This window comes from Burkholderia sp. ABCPW 111, from assembly GCF_000773065.1.
GTDB classification, from domain to species: Bacteria; Pseudomonadota; Gammaproteobacteria; order Burkholderiales; family Burkholderiaceae; genus Burkholderia; species Burkholderia savannae.
The window spans coordinates 20,150-39,437 of sequence record NZ_JPWT01000025.1 but is presented as its reverse complement, the minus strand read 5'-3'; the positions used below and the strand labels follow the sequence as shown (position 1 = coordinate 39,437).

Here is a 19,288-nt window from a genome sequence, read left to right as displayed (position 1 = left end):
TCTCAGCCGAAAGCGGCTTTGTTTGCCTCGCCGCGTGCAACGCGCACGCGGCGAGGCGCCCCATCGACGATGCGCCGCGCGCGCATCGCGTTCGATTGCATCGAGCGTCACGCGGACGACTCGTTGTCGTGTTAAGCGACGCCGTCGCGCAGGACACGGGCGACATCGCGGCGCTGCGTTCGCTCGCGCGAACGGTGTGTTGACCGATGCCCGATTCGAGCGGCGCGCGTGCGAGCCGAACGGCGGGCATCTGCGCTTACGGCGCTCGCGCCGCGGCGCATCGGCGCTGCGCTTTTCCTCTTCGCCGATGCGCCGATGCGCCGCCGATTTGCAGCCGCTTCATCGCCGCTTCATCGCACCGACGCGATTCGCCGCGCCGCGCCGCCGCATTCGTTCACGCGACTTTCTTGTCGCTTTGCGGCTCGCCGATCTCGAAGTTCGACATGATCTCGAGCGCGCGCACGATCGCCGAGTGATCCCATGCGCCGCCGCCGTTGGCCGCGCACACGCTGAAGAGCTGCTGCGCGCTCGCCGTGTGCGGCAGCGCGATGTTCATCCGGCGCGCGCCGTCGAGCGCGAGATTCAGGTCCTTGCGATGCAGGTCGATGCGGAAGCCCGGCTCGAACGTGCGCTTCGTCATCCGCTCGCCGTGCAGCTCGAGAATCCGCGACGACGCGAAACCGCCCATCAGCGCGCGCCGCACGCGCTCCGGATCGGCGCCCGAGCGCGCGGCGAAGAGGAGCGCCTCGGCGACCGCCTCGAGGTTCAGCGCGACGATGATCTGATTCGCGACCTTGCAGGTCTGGCCCGCGCCGTTGTCGCCGATGAGCGAGACGTTCCTGCCCATCAGGTCGAAGAGGGGCTTCGCGCGCTCGAACGCGCGCTGCGGGCCGCCCACCATGATCGTGAGCGTCGCGTCGCGCGCGCCGACTTCTCCGCCCGACACGGGCGCGTCGAGATAGTCGCAGCCGAGCGCGTTGATCTCCTTGGCGAACTCGCGCGTGTCGAGCGGCGAGATCGAGCTCATGTCGATCACGAGCTTGCCGGCCGCGAGCCCCTTCGCGACGCCGTCGTCGGCGAACAGCGCGTTTCGCACGTCGGGCGTGTCGGGCACCATCGAGATCACGATCTCGGACGCTTGCGCGACGGCCGTCGAATTCGCTGCGACCTGCGCGTGCTCGCGCAGATCGGCGGGCACCGGATACGCGCCGTTCACGACGAGGCGGTGGCCGCCCTTGAGCAGGTTGCGCGCCATGTGCGCGCCCATGATGCCGAGGCCGATGAAGCCGATCGTTGCCATTGCGATGTCTCCCGTGAGTCCTGTGAATCGTGGATGCCTAATGTGGATGCCTAATGAGCGGATGAGCGGATGCGTTCGCGTGCGCGCCGGATCACATGCCGGTGCCGGCGCGCTTCGCATCGACGCGCGCGATCTGCTGCAGCCAGCCGAGGCCCTCCGCCGTCGTCGTGCGCGGCTTGTATTCGCAGCCGACGTAGCCGTCGTAGCCGAGCGCGTCGAGCCGATCGAACAGAAACGCATAGTTGATTTCGCCCGTGCCGGGCTCGTGACGGCCCGGGTTGTCCGCGAGCTGGATGTGCGCGATCGATCCGAGATGCTTTTCGATCGTCGCCGCGAGCTCGCCCTCCATCCGCTGCATGTGATAGATGTCGTATTGCAGGAAGAGGTTGTCGGCGCCGGCCGCGCGGATCACGTCGAGCGTTTCGGCGCAGCGGTTGAGCGCGAAGCCCGGGAGGTCGTACGAATTGCAGGGCTCGACGAGCAGGCGCATGCCGGCCTTCTTCAGTTCGGTGGCGGCGAAGCGCAGGTTCTCGACGATCGTCGCGAGCGTCGCGTCGCGCTTTGCGCTCGCCGGCGCGATGCCGACGAGGCAATTGAGCTGCGGCACCTTCAGCGCGCGCGCATAGTCGATCGCGCGGCCGACGCCGTCCTGGAATTCGCCGATGCGATCGGGCAGGCACGCGATTCCGCGCTCGCCCCGATCCCAGTCGCCCGCGGGCAGGTTGTGCAGCACGAGGCGCAGGCGGTTCGCTTCGAGCCGCTCGGCAAGCTCCTCCTTTGCGTACGGATACGGAAACAGGAACTCGACGGCGGAAAAGCCCGCGTCGGCCGCCGCCTCGAAACGGTCGAGAAACGGCACCTCGTTGAACAGCATCGTCAGATTGGCTGCGAATTTCGGCATGTTCGTGGTCTCGCTGGTCGGTCAGTTGAGCAAGTCGAATCGGTCGAGCTGAACTGATCAGCGATGCTGATCAATCCAATCGAGCAAGCAAACAAGTAAAGCGGCGAGCGCGATGCGCATCAGTCGAGCAGCGAGATCGCGGTCGGCGCATGCTCGGCCTTCTCCGCGAGATCCTCGAACTCGTTGATCGCGTCGATCTCGGCGCCCATCGAAATGTTCGTCACGCGCTCGAGCATCACCTCGACGACGACGGGCACGCTGAACTCGGCCGTCAACTGCCGCGCGCGCTCGAGCGCGGGCGCGATCTCCTCGGGCTTGAACACGCGCAGCGCCTTGCAGCCGAGCCCCTCGGCCACGGCGACGTGATCGACGCCATAGCCGTTCACCTCGGGCGCGTTGATGTTGTCGAACGCGAGCTGCACGCAGTAGTCCATGTCGAACGCGCGCTGCGCCTGGCGAATCAGGCCGAGATACGAGTTGTTCACGACGACGTGCACGTACGGCAGCTTGAACTGCGCGCCGACCGCGAGCTCCTCGATCATGAACTGGAAGTCGTAGTCGCCCGACAGCGCGACGATCGGGCGCTGCGGATCGGCCGCGCGCACGCCGAGCGCGGCGGGAATCGTCCAGCCGAGCGGGCCCGCCTGGCCGCAGTTGATCCAGTTGCGCGCCTTGTACACGTGCAGGAACTGCGCGGCCGCGATCTGCGACAGCCCGATCGTGCTCACGTAGCACGTGTCGCGGCCGAACGCCTTGTTCATCTCTTCGTACACGCGCTGCGGCTTCACGGGCACGTCGTCGAAATGCGTCTTGCGCTGCAGCGTGCGCTTGCGTTGCCGGCAGTCGGCGGCCCACGCGCCGCGATCCTTCAGCTTGCCTGCGGCCTTCCATTCGCGCGCCACGTCGACGAACAGCTCGAGCGCCGCCTTCGCATCCGACACGATGCCGAGATCGGGGCCGAACACGCGGCCGATCTGCGTCGGCTCGATGTCGACGTGCACGAACTTGCGGCCCTTCGTGTAGACGTCGATGCTGCCCGTGTGGCGGTTCGCCCAGCGGTTGCCGATGCCGAGCACGAAGTCGGACGCGAGCAGCGTCGCGTTGCCGTAGCGGTGCGAGGTCTGCAGGCCGACCATGCCCGCCATCAGCGGATGGTCGTCGGCGATCGCGCCCCACGACATCAGCGTCGGGATCACCGGCACACCGAGCGTTTCCGCGAATTCGACGAGCAGTTGCTCGGCCGCCGCGTTGATCACGCCGCCGCCCGACACGATGAGCGGGCGCTCGGCTTCGTCGAGCATCGCGAGCGCGGCCTCGATCTGCGCGCGCGTCGCGCGCGGCTTGTAGACGGGCAAGGGCTCGTAGGTGGCGATGTCGAACTCGATCTCGGCGAGTTGCACGTCGATCGGCAGATCGATCAGCACGGGGCCCGGGCGGCCCGAGCGCATCAGATGGAACGCCTGCTGGAACACGCGCGGCACGAGCGCCGGCTCGCGCACCGTGACCGCCCATTTCGTGACGGGCTTCGCGATCGATTCGATGTCGACCGCCTGGAAGTCTTCCTTGTAGAGCCGCGCGCGCGGCGCCTGGCCGGTGATCGCGAGGATCGGGATCGAATCGGCCGATGCGCAATAGAGGCCCGTGATCATGTCGGTGCCGGCGGGGCCCGACGTGCCGATGCACACGCCGATGTTGCCGGGGGCGGCGCGCGTGTAGCCTTCCGCCATGTGCGACGCGCCTTCGACGTGCCGCGCGAGCACGTGCCCGATCGCGCCCGAGCGGCGCAGCGCCGAATACAGCGGGTTGATCGCGGCGCCCGGCACGCCGAACGCGGTCTGCACGCCTTCCTTCTCGAGCACGAGCACGGCGGCGTCGACGGCTCTCATCCTGGCCATGAAATGTCTCCTAGTTCGATGCGAATCGCGGGTATCGCTGGTGTCGAAGACACTTTAGGGACACCGGAAAGGTTTGATAAGATTCGCTCGAGTCGCTTATTTCGAAACTAAAAGTATCGAATGCCGGGCGCGGGCGGCCGCGCGGGGCGGTGAGGAGACGGCGGATGGACCGGTTCAAGCAGATCGAGACCTTCGTGCGGGTCGCCGACGCGGGCAGCCTCGCGGCGGCCGCGCTCGAGGAAGGGGTGTCGCCCGTCGTGCTCGGGCGGCGCATCGACGCGCTCGAGAAGCGCCTCGGCGTGAAGCTGATGTACCGGTCGACGCGGCGGCTCGTCGTCAGCGAGGACGGCGCCGCGTTCCTCGAGCGTTGCCGCGGGCTCCTCACCGAATGGGCGCAGGCGGAAAACGAGATGGCGGCCGGGCGCCGCGCGGTGAGCGGGCACCTGATCGTGTCGGCGCCCGCTGCGTTCGGGCGCAAGCACGTCGCGCCGCTCGCGCCCGGGTTCATCGCGGACAAGCCCGACTTGCAGATGTCGTTCAATCTGACCGATCGCGTCGTCGATCTCGTGCGCGAGGGCTACGACCTGTCGATCCGGATCGGCGGCGCGGTCGATCCGAACTTCGTCGCGGTGAAGCTCGCGTCGAACCGGCGCGTCGTGTGCGGGACGCCCGAGTACCTGCGCCGGCACGGCCGGCCGAAAACGCTCGACGATCTCGCGGGCCACAACTGTCTCGCGTTCAATCTGCAGGGCGGGCAGAACCGCGGCTGGTACTTCCGGCGCAACGGCAAGCTCGTGACGATGCGCGTGTCGGGCGCGCTCGACTGCAACGACGGCGAGCTGCTGCACCGCTGGGTGTCGGAAGGGCTCGGGCTCGGCTGGCGCTCGACGTGGGAGATCGCGCAGCAGCTCGCGCGCGGCGAGCTCGAAACGGTGCTCGACGAATTCGCGCTGCCCGACTACGACATCCTCGCCGTCTATCCGCAGCAACGCTACGTGCCGGCGCGGGTCCGCTATTTCATCGACTATCTGCGCGCCGCGTATGCGCGACCCGGGTACTGGGAAGGCGCCGTCTGAGCGCCGCGGCGCCGCGCGCGTTCTTTCGCGCGCGGCGCCAGTCCGCCAGTCCGCCAGTCCGCCAGTCCGCCAGTCCGCCAGTCCGCCAGTCCGCCAGTCCGCCGGCCGATCAATCGGCCAACCTTCGCGCTACCCGACGACGAGCACGCCGTTCATCGTCTCGTGCCCGGAGCCGCAGAAGATGTCGCACAGGAACTGGACCGTGCCCGGGCCGCCCGCCTGCGCGGCAAGATGCACGACCGCGCCCGGCGGCACGTCCGCACGCACGCCGTATTGCGGAATCGAGAAGCCCATCACGGTGTCCTGCGCGGTCAGCTCGAACACGACCGATTCGTGCGGCGCAAGCGCGATCCGGTCCGGCGTGAACACGAAGCGCCGCGCGTGAACCTTGATCACGCGCGGCTCGGCGGCGCGCAAGCGCGACGCGTCGACGCCCGCGAGCGCGGCAAGCGCCGCGCCGCCCGCGGCGACGAGCCAGCGGCGGCGCGCCGCGACCGGCGCCGTTGCCCGTGCCCGGCCGCGAAGCGCACGCGGATCGAAGAAAAAATGGCGCATCGCAGTCTCCTCAGACGGTCGGTTGCGGTTGTTGCGCGACGACGGGCATTTCGGTCAGCACGGGCGTGTGCGTCGCGTCGCCGACGCGCACTTCGCGCCAGCCGAGCCCGCGATACGGCGCGGCGGCATCCCACGGCACCGGCAGGCGCTTGTCCTGCGAGCCGGCCGCGGGCAGCGGGAACATCAGCGAGCGCGCCGCGTGGTGCGCGATGTGGCCCGTCATCGCGTGATGCTCCTGATGGATGTGCCCGTAGAACACGGTGACGTTCGGATAGGGCATCAGCACGTCGACGACCTTCGCGCCGTCGCGCGTCGCCCAGTCCCATTGCGGCGCGAGCTCGAAGAGCGGCCGGTGCGTGAACACGACGATGCGCGCGTCTTTCGGCTGCCGCGCGAGATCCTGCGCGAGCCATTCGATCTGCGCGTCGCCGACGCGGCCGGCGGGGTCCGACACGTTGTCGACGACGACGAAATGCACGCCCTTGTGATCGAACGCGTAATGCGTGTCGCCGAAGATCTCGCGGTACGCGGCGCCGCCGTCGAGGCTCGCGTCGTGCTCGCCCGGCATCAGGTGGAGCGGTTTCACCTTGAGCTGCGCGACGATCGCTTGGAACTGCCGCATCCGCTCGCGGCGCTCGGCTGGGTCGTCGGTCGTGTGAGTGAGGTCGCCCGTGAACATCACGAAGTCGGGCGCGACGGGCAGCGCGTTGACGGCTTCGATCGCCTTCGGCAGCGTGCCGCGCGCGTCCGGGTTGATCGCGGGGCCGGTGAAGCCCCAGTGCGCATCGGAGAGCTGGACGAAGAAGAAATCGGCGCCGGCGTTCGCGGCGAGGCTCCAGCCGGGCAGCGCGGACGCGAACGCGACGCCGCCTCCGCAGGCGGCGAGGCGCAGGAAATCGCGCCGCTTCAGGGACAGGGTGGGATTCGGCATGGCGGCTCCTTCGCAGATGAGGGTGTGGTGCATGCGATACCGCGGCCGCGCCACGAATATTCCCGGATTATTTTTCGTCTCCGGGCGCGAATCGCGGGAATAAACTGGATCGGTGGGCGGTAACGATGCTAGAGCCGCGTGCGTGCCGTCGTCGTCGGCGGCGTGCGTCGGACGCGAGCGGCCGGCGGGCGGGCCGCGCATCCCGGGGAGGCGACGTGGGTCAATTCGGCCGGATGGTCGACGAGCGCGATGCGAGCGACAAGCGCGACAAGCGCGACGCGGGCGACGCGGACGATGTGGGCGACGCGGCGGCGCGCAGCGAGCGGTTTCGCGCGCTCGCGCTGCCGCATCTGGACGCCGCGTACAACCTCGCGCGCTGGCTGTGCGGCAACGCGAGCGACGCGGAGGACGTCGTGCAGGAGGCGTGCATGCGCGCGTTGCGCTTTCTCGATTCGTGCCGCGGCGACAACGCGCGGCCGTGGCTGCTGACGATCGTGCGCCACGCCTGGTACACCGAATGGCGGCGGCGGGTGAACGCGCACGAAGTCGCCGCGCTCGACGGGCTCGACGCCGCCGATTCGCCGGACGATTGGCATCCCGCGGCCGAAGATCCGCTCGCGCTCCTCGTGCGCAGCGAGGACGCGCACCGCGTGAACGCCGCGCTCGCGAAACTGCCGCCCGAGTATCGCGAGGTGCTCGTGCTGCGCGAAATGGAGGATCTGAGCTATCGCGAGATCGCGGCGATCGCGGACGTGCCGATCGGCACCGTGATGTCGCGGCTCGCGCGGGCGCGGCGGCGGCTGGCGGCGACGCTCGGCGGCGGCGCGCGCGATGCGTCCGCGCCGCGCGCGGCCGGAGCGCAGGCGCGCCCGGGCGATCGCGCGGCGAATGGCGAGGGTAATGGCGCGGGCGGTGCGCCGACGTCCGGAACGGCATCGGAGGCCATCGATGGACTGTAACGAAACGCGTGCGCTGCTCGGCGCGGACGTCGATCGCGAGCTTTGCGCATCCGATGCGTGGCGGCTCGAGCAGCACGTGGGCGGCTGCGGGGCGTGCCGTCTCGAGCGCGATCGGCTCGTCGCGCTTCGCCGGATCGTGCGGCAGGCGCAATATCATCGCGCGTCGGACGCGCTGCGCGAGCGCATCGTCGCGGGATTGCCGATGGCGCAGGCGCCCGTTGCACGCGCGCCGGCAGCGGAGGCGCCCGTCGCGGACCTGCCGACGCCCGGCGGCAGCCCGCGCGGCCCGGGCGCGCATCGCTGGTTCGCGCGACCGGGCCCGCACGGCATGCCCGCCGGCCCGGCGATCGGCCGGCCGCGGCCGCGCGCCGCGACGCTGCCCGGCCTCGGCTGGGGCGTCGCATTGGCGATCGCGCTTGCCGCGGCGGCCGGCCTCGCGCTCGACGCGCGTCGCGCGGCGACGGAGCGCACCGTCGACGAAATCGTCGCGAGCCACGTGCGGGCCGGCCTGTCGTCGCGGGACATCGACGTGATCTCGACTGACCGCCATACGGTCAAGCCGTGGTTCAACGGCCGCCTCGACTACGCGCCGCCCGTCGTCGACCTGAGCGCGAGCGGTTTCGCGCTCGCGGGCGGCCGGCTCGACTATGTCGGGCAGCGCCGCGTCGCGGTGCTCGTCTACCGCTACCGGCAGCACGTGATCGACGTCTACGTGCGGCCGTCGGGCGAGGGCGGGGCGGCGCCGTACGCGACCGAGTCGCAGGGTTACGCGCTCGACCGCTGGAACGCGGCCGGCATGACGTGGTGGGCGGTGAGCGACGCGGAGCCGTCCGCGCTCGCGGCGTTCAGGATGGCGCTGAGCGCGCGCGTCGCCGCGCCGCGAACCGAGTGACGGCGCCTGAGGAGATGCGACCCCATCACCGCGACGGCTGCTCCCGCACCGGCCGTTGCGTCGGCGCATCGACGCTGTGCGCGCGCCGAGCCGCTTGGCCGCTCAAGTCGTTGAAAACACGGCCGAATCGCGCGGCGGCGCATGCATGAACCTTGCATGCGACCCATATCCGGGTTAAACTCTCCGGCTTCTCACTTGCCACACCGGTTCAGACGCCCGGGTGGCTTCTATCCACAAGGAGTGTGTATGCGTCATTACGAAATCGTCTTCATCGTGCACCCCGATCAGAGCGAGCAAGTGCCCGCGATGATCGAGCGTTACAAGACCACGATCACGTCGCACGGCGGTCAGATCCACCGCGTCGAAGACTGGGGCCGCCGCCAACTGGCCTACATGATCGAGAAACTCGCGAAGGCTCACTACGTCTGCATGAACATCGAGTGCGACCAGACGACGCTCGACGAACTCGAACACGCGTTCAAGTTCAACGACGCCGTGCTGCGCCACCTCATCGTCAAGATGAAGAAGGCCGAAACCGGCCCGTCGCCGATGATGAAGGAAGTTCAGCGCGAAGAAGCCAAGAAGGCGGCTGCCGCTCAGCCGACCGAAGCGCAGGCTTAACGCATCAAGCCATCAGGGAAAGGAGCGCGGCGCTTTCGTGAACAGGCTGCAATTGACGGCGAGCGTCGTCGAGCGTGAACCGGTGCGGTACACCCCCGCCGGCGTTCCGATCGCAAGCGCCACGTTGCAGCATCGCGCCGAAGTCGTCGAAGCAGGCATCGCCCGGCAGGTCGAATTGACGATCCCGGCCGTGGCGGCAGGCGAGGCGAGCGGCAAGCTGGAAGGCTGCGAGATGGGCGTCGAGACGCTCTTCACCGGCTTCCTGGCGAAGAAGAGCCGCAACGCGAGAACCCTGGTGTTTCACATCACAGCATTGCAGGACATTGGAAAGGACTGAACATGGCCCGCCCCACTGGTAAGAAATTCGACAAGCGTCGTCAGCAGCAAAACCCGCTCTTCAAGCGTAAGAAGTTCTGCCGCTTCACGGCAGCCGGCGTCGAGCAGATCGACTACAAGGACACGGAAACGCTGAAGGACTTCATCGGCGAGAACGGCAAGATCACGCCGGCGCGCCTGACGGGCACGAAGGCCCACTATCAGCGCCAGCTCGACACGGCGATCAAGCGCGCGCGTTTCCTCGCGCTGCTGCCGTACACCGATCAGCACAAGGCGTAATCAGGCGACGCAATAAGGAGAATTCGAATGCAAATCATTCTGTTGGAAAAAGTCGCCAATCTGGGCAACCTCGGCGATATCGTCAAGGTCAAGGACGGTTACGCTCGCAACTTCCTGATCCCGAACCGCAAGGCGCGCCGCGCGACGAAGGACGCGATCGCTGAATTCGAAGTCCGCCGCGCGGAACTCGAAAAGGTCGCCGCCGAGAAGCTGGCCGCCGCGCAAGCGGTCGGCGAAAAGCTGGGCGGTCAGTCGTTCCAGATCACGCAGAAGTCGGGCGTCGACGGCCGTCTGTTCGGCTCGGTGACGAACGGCGACGTCGCCGAACTGCTGAAGAAGGCAGGCTACGACGTCGAGAAGGCGCAAGTGCGCATGCCGGAAGGCCCGCTGAAGATGATCGGCGAGCACGGCGTGCAAGTCGCGCTGCACACCGACGTCGTCGTCGACGTCACGATCAACGTGATCGGCGACCACGCGTAAGCACGACATGCAGTCTATGCGGGCGGCGCACGTCGCCCGACATGAAGGGCAGGGGCCCGGGCAACCGGTTCCTGCCTTTTTTCGTTTCTCGGCGTCTGTTTCTCGGCGTCTTCGACGCCGGCTGGCGAAGCCGCGCCCATTTCGCGATAATCCGAAGCCATGAATGCGCCGAAAGACCCCCAAATCGAATCGCTGAAAGTCCCGCCTCACTCGATCGAGGCCGAGCAGTCCGTGCTGGGCGGCCTGCTGCTCGACAACGGCGCCTGGGACCGGATCGCCGACTTCCTGTCGCAGGGCGATTTCTACCGGTACGACCACCGCATCATCTTCGAGCACATCGGCCGGCTCATCGCGGCGACGCGCCCGGCCGACGTCGTCACCGTCTACGAGGCGCTCACGACGTCGGGCAAGGCGGAGGACGTGGGCGGGCTCGCGTACCTGAACGCGCTCGCGCAGAACACGCCGAGCGCCGCGAACATCCGCCGCTACGCCGAAATCGTCCGCGATCGCGCGGTGCTGCGCCGGCTCGTGTCGGTCGCCGACGAAATCTCGGCCGACGCGTTCAATCCGCAGGGCAAGGAAGTCCGCCAGCTGCTCGACGAGGCCGAATCGAAGGTGTTCTCGATCGCCGAGGACGGCGCGCGCGGCACGCAGGGCTTCCTCGAGATCGGGCCGCTTCTCACGCAGGTCGTCGAGCGGATCGACACCCTTTATCACACGGCGAATCCGAGCGACGTGACGGGCACGCCGACGGGCTTCGTCGATCTGGACCGGATGACGTCCGGCATGCACGGCGGCGAGCTGATCATCGTCGCCGGCCGCCCGTCGATGGGTAAGACGGCGTTTTCGATGAACATCGGCGAATACGTCGCCGTCGAGTACGGTTTGCCCGTCGCGGTGTTCTCGATGGAAATGCCGGGCACGCAGCTCGTGATGCGGATGCTCGGCTCGGTCGGCCGGCTCGACCAGCACCGGATGCGGACCGGGCGCCTGACCGACGAGGATTGGCCGAAGCTCACGCACGCGGTGCAGAAGATGAGCGAGGCGCAGCTCTTCATCGACGAGTCGGGCGGCCTGAATCCGATGGAGCTGCGCTCGCGCGCGCGGCGTCTCGCGCGCCAGTGCGGCAAGCTCGGGCTCATCATCGTCGACTACCTGCAGCTGATGACGGGCTCGTCGCAGGGCGAGAACCGCGCGACCGAAATCTCGGAAATCTCCCGTTCGCTGAAGAGCCTCGCGAAAGAGCTCGACGTGCCGGTGATCGCGCTGTCGCAGCTCAATCGCGGCCTCGAGCAGCGGCCGAACAAGCGGCCGGTGATGTCGGACTTGCGGGAATCGGGCGCAATCGAGCAGGACGCGGACGTGATCCTGTTCATCTACCGCGACGAAGTGTACAACCCGGACAGCCCCGACAAGGGCACCGCCGAGATCATCATCGGTAAGCAGCGTAACGGCCCGATCGGCCCTGTTCGGCTCACGTTCCTGGGTCAATACACGAAATTCGACAATTTTGCAGGGGCGCAAAACTTCTACGGCGAGTAGCGCCGGATGTAAACCCCTATTTCGCAAAACGTTGTATCTCGTCGCCGCCGTCGCATTCGGGCGCTTGGCTGGCAACTGTTAAACAGTACAATGTCGCCGGTTTTTGTGACCGCCGTTTGACCATTTTTCAGGAATCCCATGTTCGGTCGATTCATGCCCACCGAGGGCAAGTTCTTCGAAATCTTCAACGCGCACGCGAATTACATCGTCTCTGGCGGACGCGAGCTCGAACTTCTGATCGACAATCTCGCGGACGCCGAGATTCACAAGCAGAACGTGCAATCGGCCGAGAAGGCGGCCGACAAGCTGACGCACGAAGCGATCGATCTGCTGCACAAGACGTTCATCACGCCGCTCGACCGCGACGAAATCCACAAGCTGATCACGACGATGGACGACATCCTCGACCTGATGGAGGACGTCGCGACCGCCGTGTCGCTGTACGACGTGCGCTCGGTCACGTCGGAGGCGAGCCAGCTCGCGCACATCGTCACGCAGTCGGCGCAGCACGTGCAGGCGGCCGTCGCGCTGCTGTCGGACATGAAGCAATCGAACCAGATCCTGAAGGCGTGCGAGGAGATCGACCGCTGGGAGTCGGAGGCGGACCGCGTGCTGCGCGCGGCGATGTCGAAGCTCTTCCGCGAGGAGGACGACGTCAAGACGCTCATCAAGCTGAAGGCGATCTACGAGCTGCTCGAGGAGATCACCGACAAGTGCGAGGATGTCGCGAACATCATCGAAGGCATCGTGCTGGAAAACGCCTGAGCGGACCACGATGCATTCGATACAACTCGCCTTGTGGGCCGTCGCGGCGCTCGTGCTCGTCGCACTCGTGTTCGATTTCATGAACGGCTTCCACGACGCCGCGAACTCGATCGCGACCGTCGTGTCGACCGGGGTGCTCAAGCCCCAGCAGGCCGTGGTGTTCGCGGCGGCATTCAACGTCATCGCGTATTTCATCTTCCATCTGAAGGTCGCGCAGACCGTCGGCAAGGGCACGATCGACGCGAGCATCGTCGATCACTACGTCGTGTTCGGCGCGCTCTTCGGCGCGATCGGCTGGAACGTCATTACGTGGTACTACGGGATTCCGTCGAGCTCGTCGCACGCGCTGATCGGCGGGCTCGTCGGCGCCGCGGTGTCGAAGTCGGGCTGGGGATCGCTCAACGTCGACGGGCTGATGAAAACCGTCGCGTTCATCTTCATCTCGCCGCTCTTGGGCTTCCTCCTCGGCTCGCTGTTCATGCTCGGCGTGTCGTGGCTGTACTTCAGGACCGCGCCGAGCAAGGTCGACCGGCGCTTCAGGCGGCTGCAGCTGTTGTCCGCGAGCCTCTACAGCCTCGGCCACGGCGGCAACGACGCGCAGAAGACGATCGGCATCATCTGGATGCTGCTGATCGCGTCCGGCTACGCATCGGTCGCGGCCGATGCGCCGCCCGTGTGGGTGATCGGCGCGTGCTACCTGTCGATGGGCCTCGGCACGCTGTTCGGCGGCTGGCGGATCGTCCGCACGATGGGCCAGAAGATCACGAAGCTCAAGCCGGTCGGCGGCTTCTGCGCGGAGACGGGCGGCGCGGTGACGCTGTTCGTCGCGTCGTGGATGGGCATTCCGGTATCGACCACGCACACGATCACGGGCGCGATCGTCGGCGTCGGCGCGACGCGCAAGCTGTCGGCCGTGCGCTGGGGCGTCGCCGGCAACATCGTATGGGCGTGGGTGCTGACCATTCCCGCGTCGGCGCTGATCGCGGCGGCCGGGTGGTGGATCGGGCACCGCGTGTTCTGACGTCCTGACCCCGCCGGCCGCGCGGATTGTCGACGAAATTGTCGACGAAATTCGCCGAGCTTCGCCGAGCTTCGTCGAGATTTCCCGAGATTCGCCGAGAACGACAATGCGCCGCATGCCGGAAGGCTGCGGCGCATTGTCTTTGGCGCGCGTTTCGCGAGCGGGCCGCGCGATCGACGCCGTTACGACAGCGCATCGAGCAGCGCGTACCGCGCGACGCCCGCGCTGATGTACAGGCGCTGCAGCGCATGCAGCGGAATCGGCCTGACGGGCGTCGCGGCGAACGGCAGCGCGCGCTGAGCGCGTTGCCCGAGGGCGACGCGCATGCGCTGCTCGAGGCGAGCGCGCGCGGTCGCGCACACGCAATACACGATCACCGACGTGGGCGCGATCGAGGCGCTGCTCGGCGACGCGCGGCGCAACGGCTATGCGTCGAATCGCGAGGAGCTGTTCATCGGCGACATGACGATCGCGGCGCCCGTGCTCGACGGCGAGCGGCGGCCGGTCGCGTCGGTGCACGTCGTCGCGCCGCTCGACGCTCGCCGACGCCGAACAGCGGCTCGCGCCCGCGGTGATCGACTGCGCGCGGGGGATTTCGAATTCGATTCGGACGCTCGCACGGGCGGGCGCGGCCGCCCGGTTGGCCAGGAGCGGCTTGTCTCAGTAGCCGCCGTTCGCGAAGCGCGCGATCGGATCGTCGCTCGTGCCGGCCGGCGCGACGCTTGCGGCGCCGGGCGCCGTCGACGCGCGCAGGATCTGCACGTTGCCGGGAGCGGCGAGCTGCGCCTGGCGGGCCGCCGCGCGCGCGGTTGGCGGCGGCGGCTCGAACGCGTCCGCGGCGGCGTCGATCGGATCGGGCGGCGGCGTGCCGGCGACGGTCGCCGCGCCGCCGGCCGCGGGCGGCGCAACCGGCGGCGCGGCGGATACCGGCGCTGCGCCCGCGTCGGCCGAGGCGATCGCGGGCGATGTCGCGCCCGCGGCCTGCGCCTGCCGCTGCGCGGCGGATATCGCGGGCGGCGGCGGCTCGTACGGATCGGCGGATGCGGTTGCGGCAGGCGCTGTGCGCGCCGGCAAGAAGCCCGATGCGGCGGGCGCGGGCGCGGTTGCGGTTGCGGGCGCGGCGTTCTGCGAGGATGCATTCGCCGTCGCCGCATAGACGGGCGCGGCGCCGGAAGAGGCGTTGCGCGCCGAGGGCTGCGCGGCCGCGTTCGCCGCGTAAGCGGGCGACGCGCTCGGCGCCGCTGCCCGCGCGGCCGGTTGCGCGGCCGCGTAGGCCGCATAGGCCGGCTGAGCCTCCGCTGCCGCACGCGGCGCGGCGTCCGGCTGCCGGCTCGCCTGGTAGGTCGGCGCATCGAACGGCGCCGGCTTGGCTTTCGGCGCGGCGACGCGCCGGATGCCGTCGAAGCGTTTCGCCCAATACGGATTCGTCAAGTAATCGAGCCGCACGGTGCCGCCCGTCGACGGCGCGTTCACGAAGCGCAGCTTGCCGACGTAGATGCCGACGTGCGAATGCGGCCGGCCCGACGTGTTGAAGAAGATCAGATCGCCGGGCGCGATGCCGTCCGGCTCGATCGATTCGCCGGCCGAGCTCATGTCGGCCGTCGTGCGGGGCAGGTTGACGCTCGCCGCGCGGTCGACGACGTAGCGCACGAGGCCGCTGCAGTCGAAGCCGCTGTCGGGCGTGTTGCCGCCCCAGCGGTACGGGACGCCGACGAGGCTCATCGCCTGGATCGAGATTTCCTCGCGGCCGACGCTGTGGTCGACGAAATTCGGGAAGCCGCGCGGCGGCGCGTACGCGCGCGGTGTGGTGATCGCCATGCCGGACGACGAGCGCGCCGATTTTTGCGGCGCGCTCGAGCAGGCCGCGAGCAGCGAGATCACGAGAACGGACAGCGAAAGACGCAACATGAGAGGCGGGCGAGCGCGCTGCGCTCGCCAATCGTATGACAACGGTTAATCGCGATAGTAGTGCGTCCGGCGGGGCTTTCGCAAGAATTCTTGAGAAATCACTTGAAGTTGCGCGTGTAAATGTTGTTCGAGACGGACGTTCGCTCGCAGATGATTCGACCCCCGAAATGAAAAAGCGGCGCCTGACGAATCAGGCGCCGCTTCGTGCCGAGCGCCGCTCGGCGCGGTGGTCGGCGTGCGGTTACAGGATGTCGGACGCGTAGTCGGCAAGCCGCGAGCGCTCGCCGCGCGCGAGCGTCACGTGGCCGCTGTGCCCCCAGCCCTTGAAGCGGTCGACGACGTACGTGAGGCCCGAGCTGCCTTCCGTCAGGTACGGCGTGTCGATCTGCGCGATGTTGCCGAGGCAGATGATCTTCGTGCCCGGGCCCGCGCGGGTGACGAGCGTCTTCATCTGCTTCGGCGTCAGGTTCTGCGCCTCGTCGATGATCACGTACTTGTCGACGAACGTGCGGCCGCGCATGAAGTTCATGCTCTTCACCTTCAGGCGCGAACGGATCAGCTCCTGCGTCGCCGCGCGGCCCCATTCGCCGGCCGCGTCGTCGGTCTTCTGCAGCACCTCGAGGTTGTCGTCGAATGCGCCCATCCACGGCTGCATCTTCTCTTCCTCGGTGCCGGGCAGAAAGCCGATGTCCTCGCCGACGGGCACGGTCGCGCGCGTGACGATGATCTCGTTGTAGCGCTTGTCGTCGAGCACCTGCGCCAAGCCCGCCGCGAGCGCGACGAGCGTCTTGCCGGTGCCGGCCTGGCCGAGCAGCGTGACGAAGTCGATCTCGGGGTTCATCAGCAGGTTCAGCGCGAAATTCTGCTCGCGGTTGCGCGCGGTGATGCCCCACACGTTGTTCTTGTGGTGGCTGTAGTCGCGCAGCGTCTGCAAGAGCGCCGTCTTGCCGTTCAGTTCGCGCACGAGCGCGTGAAACGCGGGCTCGCCGTTCTGCGGCTCGAGATAGACGAACTCGTTGACGAGCATCGACGCGACGAGCGGGCCCGTCACGCGGTAATACGTGGTGCCCGTCTTCGTATCCTGCCAGCTCTCCATGCCCTTCGCGTGCTTCGTCCAGAAGTCTTGCGCCAGTTCGCGCACGCCGGTGTAGAGGAGATCCTTGTCTTCGAGGACTTGGTCGTTGAAGTAGTCTTCGGCGGGCAGGCCGAGCGCGTGCGCCTTGATGCGCATGTTGATGTCTTTCGACACCAGCACGACCTGACGATCCGGCCGCTCGCGCTGCAGCGCTCGCACGACGCCGAGGATCTGGTTGTCGGCCTTGCCTTGCGGCAGGCCCTCGACGGGCTCGATGCTCGTGAGCGTCGTCTGGAAGTAGAGGCGCCCGAGCGCCTCGCGGCTGCCGAGGCGCGCGAGCGCAATGCCGGCCGAGATCGGGCCCGCGTCGGCGACGAGCGCGTCGAGCGTGCGGCTCACCTGGCGTGCGTTGCGCGCGACTTCCGACATGCCCTTCTTGTGATTGTCGAGTTCCTCGAGCGTCATCATCGGCAGATAGACGTCGTGCTCCTCGAAGCGGAAGAGGCTGCTCGGATCGTGCATCAGCACGTTCGTGTCGAGCACGAAGAGCTTTTGCATCTCGGTTTCGGCGGCCTTGCGTCCGCGCGCTTTCGCCGTCGCGCTCGGCGCGGCGGCCGCGGTCGCCGCGGGCCTCGCCGCGTCGGCCTTCGGCGAGCGTGCCGCCGGCGCGGCGGGGGCCGCGGGCACCGGCTGCAGCAGCGCGGCCGTCTGCTTCGTCTTGCGCGCGCGCGGCGCGGCGGCGCTCGCGGCTTCGGCCGGCGCGACCGCGCGCAGCGGCGCAGCGGTGTTGGCGGCAACGACCATCGGATCGGCTACGTTCGCCGGGCCGTATTCGGCCGCGACCGCGTGAGCGGGGCCCCCGGAGGCGGATTGCTTCGCGGCTTTCGCAGGCCGCGCTTTCGCCTTGTATTCGTCGGGCGGCAGCAGGCTGCCGAGCTTGCTGGGGGGAGTAGGCAAAGGCATGGTGTCCCTCGGGAGGAATCGTGTCGCAGGCGTGCGCCGCCGTTCGCATCCTGCGACGCTTCGCGCGTGCAGTTTGCGCGCAGTGGCGCACATGGGGTTCGAATCGCCGGTTCGCCTAGATTTCGATCGTCTCCTTGACGCGTTGGACGGCCGGCGCGGATCGGCCGACCCGAAAACCATAAAAAAAGCCGCTCCCCCGAACAGGGGCAAGCGGCTCGGCTCTAACCGTCGTGCTGCGCGTCAGATGCGTGGACGCATCGTTTCGACCACCGGCGCAGCTACGAGAAAAATGGGTCGGACAGGCATTCATTGCGGCCCAATATAGCGCGCCTCAAAGCGCTTGTACAGCACTCAGCACCTCGTCGACGTGGCCCGGCACCTTCACGCCGCGCCATGCGTGACGCAGCACGCCTTCGCCGTCGATGACGAACGTCGAGCGCTCGATTCCACGTACTTCCTTGCCATACATTTTCTTCAATTTCATGACGCCGAACAGCGTGCAGAGCGTTTCGTCGGGGTCCGAAATCAGCGGGAACGGCAGTTCGAGCTTCGCCTTGAAGTTCTCGTGCGAGCGCAGGCTGTCGCGCGACACGCCGACGATTTCCGCACCGGCCTTCTTGAACTTCGGATACAGGTCGCGGAACTGCAGGCCCTCGGTGGTGCAGCCGGGGGTGTTGTCCTTCGGATAGAAGTACAGCACGAGCTTCTTGCCCTTGACGCCCGACAGCGAAAACTCGCCGCCCGTGGCAGGCGCTGTGAAATCGGGAACTTGACGGTCGACTTCGACGGACACGTGTTTCTCCTGTTGTTATGAACGAGCGCGGACGGCGGGCCGCGCGTGATGAGGCGAGACGAGAAGCCGGCGAGCGGCGTCTCGTTCAGTCGGGCTGGACGATCAGTTCGCCGGAGCGGCCGGGAATTTCGCCCCACGCGACAGGGTACGATGGCAGCGCGGCGCGGTCCAGCGTCGCGTAGTAATCGCCCATCGTCGCGAACGTGTGGCCTTGCGCGCGCCAGCCCGCGAGCAGTTGCTCGAACACGGGCGCGAGCTTCTGCCCTTCGAGCTCCGCGTGCAGCGTGAATACCTGGTCGTGCGGATTGCGCTCGGTGTGCTTGAGCAGGTGCGCGGCGACGTTGCCGGTGTCGATGCCGTCGACGCCGAGGATCTCGTCGAGCGTCGGCAGCGTCGTCGGCAGCTGCACGTGCGCGAGCGTCCTGCCTTCGACGACGGGCAGATACGGCGAGTGGCCGCGCCCGTCCGACGCGTAGCGCATGCCCCACGCGTCGATCTGCTCGAACGCCGCGTCGTTCATTTGCCAGCCCGCCGCGCCGTGCGTGACGGGCGGCGCGCCGAAGATCTCGACGAAGCGCTCGCGGCTCTTGTTCATCTCGCGTACGGTCCAGTCGCGCGGACGCTGGCGAACGTTGTCCTGCCAGTACACGTGATCCCACGTGTGGATTCCGCATTCGAAGCCGGCTTCGTGGATCGCGCGCATGTCGGCCGTCGCGCGGCGGCCGATGTCGGGGCCGGGCAGCAGCACGCCGTACAGCAACTGCTTGACGCCGTAATGCTCGACGACCGACGTGCGCGACACCTTCTTCAGAAAGCCCGGCCGCAGCACGCGGCGCATCGCCCAGCCGGTGTGGTCGGGGCCGAGACTGAAGAGGAACGTCGCGCGCGCGGCGAAGCGATCGAAGATGCGCGCGAGATTCGGCACGCCTTCGCGCGTGCCGCGCAGCGTGTCGACGTCGATCTTGAGGACGATGCGAGCCAAGCGGCGGTGCCCCT

The 19,288-nt window shown here is 67.9% G+C and carries 20 protein-coding genes and 3 pseudogenes; 13 read left to right on the top strand and 10 right to left on the bottom strand.

What is annotated here, in order from left to right; genetic code table 11:
- Positions 1–394: 394 nt before the first annotated feature.
- The 3 genes from X946_RS04810 to gcl form a co-directional block, all read right to left on the bottom strand.
- Positions 395–1,300, bottom strand: coding sequence for a 2-hydroxy-3-oxopropionate reductase (locus tag X946_RS04810; RefSeq protein WP_038744581.1), 906 nt, complete (start codon positions 1,298–1,300; stop codon positions 395–397).
- A gap of 91 nt (positions 1,301–1,391) precedes the next feature.
- Positions 1,392–2,201, bottom strand: coding sequence for a hydroxypyruvate isomerase (hyi, locus tag X946_RS04805; protein ID WP_038744580.1), 810 nt, complete (start codon positions 2,199–2,201; stop codon positions 1,392–1,394).
- Positions 2,202–2,320: 119 nt separating this feature from the next.
- Positions 2,321–4,096, bottom strand: coding sequence for a glyoxylate carboligase (gcl, locus tag X946_RS04800; RefSeq protein ID WP_038744579.1), 1,776 nt, complete (start codon positions 4,094–4,096; stop codon positions 2,321–2,323).
- A gap of 164 nt (positions 4,097–4,260) precedes the next feature.
- Between gcl and X946_RS04795 the strand changes: the two genes are divergently transcribed.
- Complete coding sequence (locus X946_RS04795) at positions 4,261–5,172, top strand: LysR family transcriptional regulator (RefSeq protein WP_038744577.1); 912 nt, start codon at positions 4,261–4,263, stop codon at positions 5,170–5,172.
- A 129-nt stretch (positions 5,173–5,301) separates the two neighbouring features.
- On the opposite strand, the gene X946_RS04790 is transcribed toward X946_RS04795, so the two are convergent.
- A complete protein-coding gene (locus tag X946_RS04790) occupies positions 5,302–5,727 on the bottom strand; it encodes a cupredoxin domain-containing protein (protein WP_038744576.1) in 426 nt (141 codons plus the stop codon).
- Between the two features lie 10 nt (positions 5,728–5,737).
- Complete coding sequence (locus X946_RS04785; protein WP_038744575.1) at positions 5,738–6,658, bottom strand: metallophosphoesterase family protein; 921 nt, start codon at positions 6,656–6,658, stop codon at positions 5,738–5,740.
- A gap of 215 nt (positions 6,659–6,873) precedes the next feature.
- Here X946_RS04785 and X946_RS04780 point away from each other — a divergent pair, with 215 nt between their 5' ends.
- The 10 genes and pseudogenes from X946_RS04780 (at position 6,874) to X946_RS04740 (ending at position 13,553) form a co-directional block, all read left to right on the top strand.
- Complete coding sequence (locus X946_RS04780; protein WP_038744574.1) at positions 6,874–7,617, top strand: RNA polymerase sigma factor; 744 nt, start codon at positions 6,874–6,876, stop codon at positions 7,615–7,617.
- Complete coding sequence (locus tag X946_RS04775; protein WP_038744572.1) at positions 7,607–8,509, top strand: anti-sigma factor family protein; 903 nt, start codon at positions 7,607–7,609, stop codon at positions 8,507–8,509. The genes X946_RS04780 and X946_RS04775 overlap by 11 nt, the downstream gene beginning before the upstream one ends.
- 246 nt (positions 8,510–8,755) lie before the next feature.
- Positions 8,756–9,130: a 30S ribosomal protein S6 gene (gene rpsF / locus X946_RS04770; protein WP_006402295.1), complete on the top strand. Its 375-nt coding sequence runs from the start codon at positions 8,756–8,758 to the stop codon at positions 9,128–9,130.
- Between the two features lie 37 nt (positions 9,131–9,167).
- Entirely contained in the window at positions 9,168–9,467 is a 300-nt protein-coding gene (gene priB / locus X946_RS04765; protein WP_038744571.1) for a primosomal replication protein N, read from the top strand.
- A gap of 2 nt (positions 9,468–9,469) precedes the next feature.
- Positions 9,470–9,745: a 30S ribosomal protein S18 gene (gene rpsR, locus X946_RS04760; protein ID WP_004193360.1), complete on the top strand. Its 276-nt coding sequence runs from the start codon at positions 9,470–9,472 to the stop codon at positions 9,743–9,745.
- A 27-nt stretch (positions 9,746–9,772) separates the two neighbouring features.
- A complete protein-coding gene (gene rplI, locus X946_RS04755; protein WP_038744570.1) occupies positions 9,773–10,225 on the top strand; it encodes a 50S ribosomal protein L9 in 453 nt (150 codons plus the stop codon).
- 7 nt (positions 10,226–10,232) lie between these two features.
- Positions 10,233–10,375, top strand: a pseudogene (locus tag X946_RS36640) (DNA helicase).
- Positions 10,376–10,384: 9 nt separating this feature from the next.
- Complete coding sequence (locus X946_RS04750; RefSeq protein WP_038744568.1) at positions 10,385–11,767, top strand: replicative DNA helicase; 1,383 nt, start codon at positions 10,385–10,387, stop codon at positions 11,765–11,767.
- Positions 11,768–11,905: 138 nt separating this feature from the next.
- A complete protein-coding gene (locus tag X946_RS04745; protein ID WP_038744567.1) occupies positions 11,906–12,532 on the top strand; it encodes a DUF47 domain-containing protein in 627 nt (208 codons plus the stop codon).
- Positions 12,533–12,542: 10 nt separating this feature from the next.
- Entirely contained in the window at positions 12,543–13,553 is a 1,011-nt protein-coding gene (locus X946_RS04740) for an inorganic phosphate transporter (RefSeq protein WP_038744565.1), read from the top strand.
- A 182-nt stretch (positions 13,554–13,735) separates the two neighbouring features.
- Here X946_RS04740 and X946_RS30180 read toward each other — a convergent pair.
- Positions 13,736–13,843: pseudogene (locus X946_RS30180) on the bottom strand (FAD-dependent oxidoreductase); the annotation flags it as partial.
- Between the two features lie 6 nt (positions 13,844–13,849).
- On the opposite strand from X946_RS30180, the pseudogene X946_RS30175 reads away from it, so the two are divergent.
- Positions 13,850–14,220, top strand: a pseudogene (locus tag X946_RS30175) (IclR family transcriptional regulator domain-containing protein); the annotation flags it as partial.
- Here the strand turns inward: X946_RS30175 and X946_RS04730 are convergent.
- Both X946_RS04730 and X946_RS04725 read right to left on the bottom strand, forming a co-directional pair.
- Entirely contained in the window at positions 14,214–15,461 is a 1,248-nt protein-coding gene (locus X946_RS04730; RefSeq protein ID WP_038744561.1) for a C40 family peptidase, read from the bottom strand. The pseudogene X946_RS30175 and the gene X946_RS04730 overlap by 7 nt on opposite strands.
- A gap of 241 nt (positions 15,462–15,702) precedes the next feature.
- Entirely contained in the window at positions 15,703–17,499 is a 1,797-nt protein-coding gene (locus X946_RS04725) for a PhoH family protein (protein ID WP_038744560.1), read from the bottom strand.
- Between X946_RS04725 and X946_RS30170 the strand changes: the two genes are divergently transcribed.
- Complete coding sequence (locus X946_RS30170) at positions 17,383–17,637, top strand: hypothetical protein (protein WP_100185270.1); 255 nt, start codon at positions 17,383–17,385, stop codon at positions 17,635–17,637. The two genes, X946_RS04725 and X946_RS30170, sit on opposite strands and share 117 nt — an antisense overlap.
- A 193-nt stretch (positions 17,638–17,830) precedes the next feature.
- On the opposite strand, the gene X946_RS04720 is transcribed toward X946_RS30170, so the two are convergent.
- Together X946_RS04720 and X946_RS04715 are read right to left on the bottom strand one after the other, a co-directional pair.
- On the bottom strand, positions 17,831–18,292 hold the full coding sequence (locus X946_RS04720; RefSeq protein ID WP_038744558.1) for a peroxiredoxin: 462 nt from the start codon (positions 18,290–18,292) through the stop codon (positions 17,831–17,833).
- Between the two features lie 85 nt (positions 18,293–18,377).
- Positions 18,378–19,274, bottom strand: a complete 897-nt coding sequence (locus X946_RS04715) for a polysaccharide deacetylase family protein (protein ID WP_038744556.1) — start codon at positions 19,272–19,274, stop codon at positions 18,378–18,380.
- Positions 19,275–19,288: the final 14 nt, after the last annotated feature.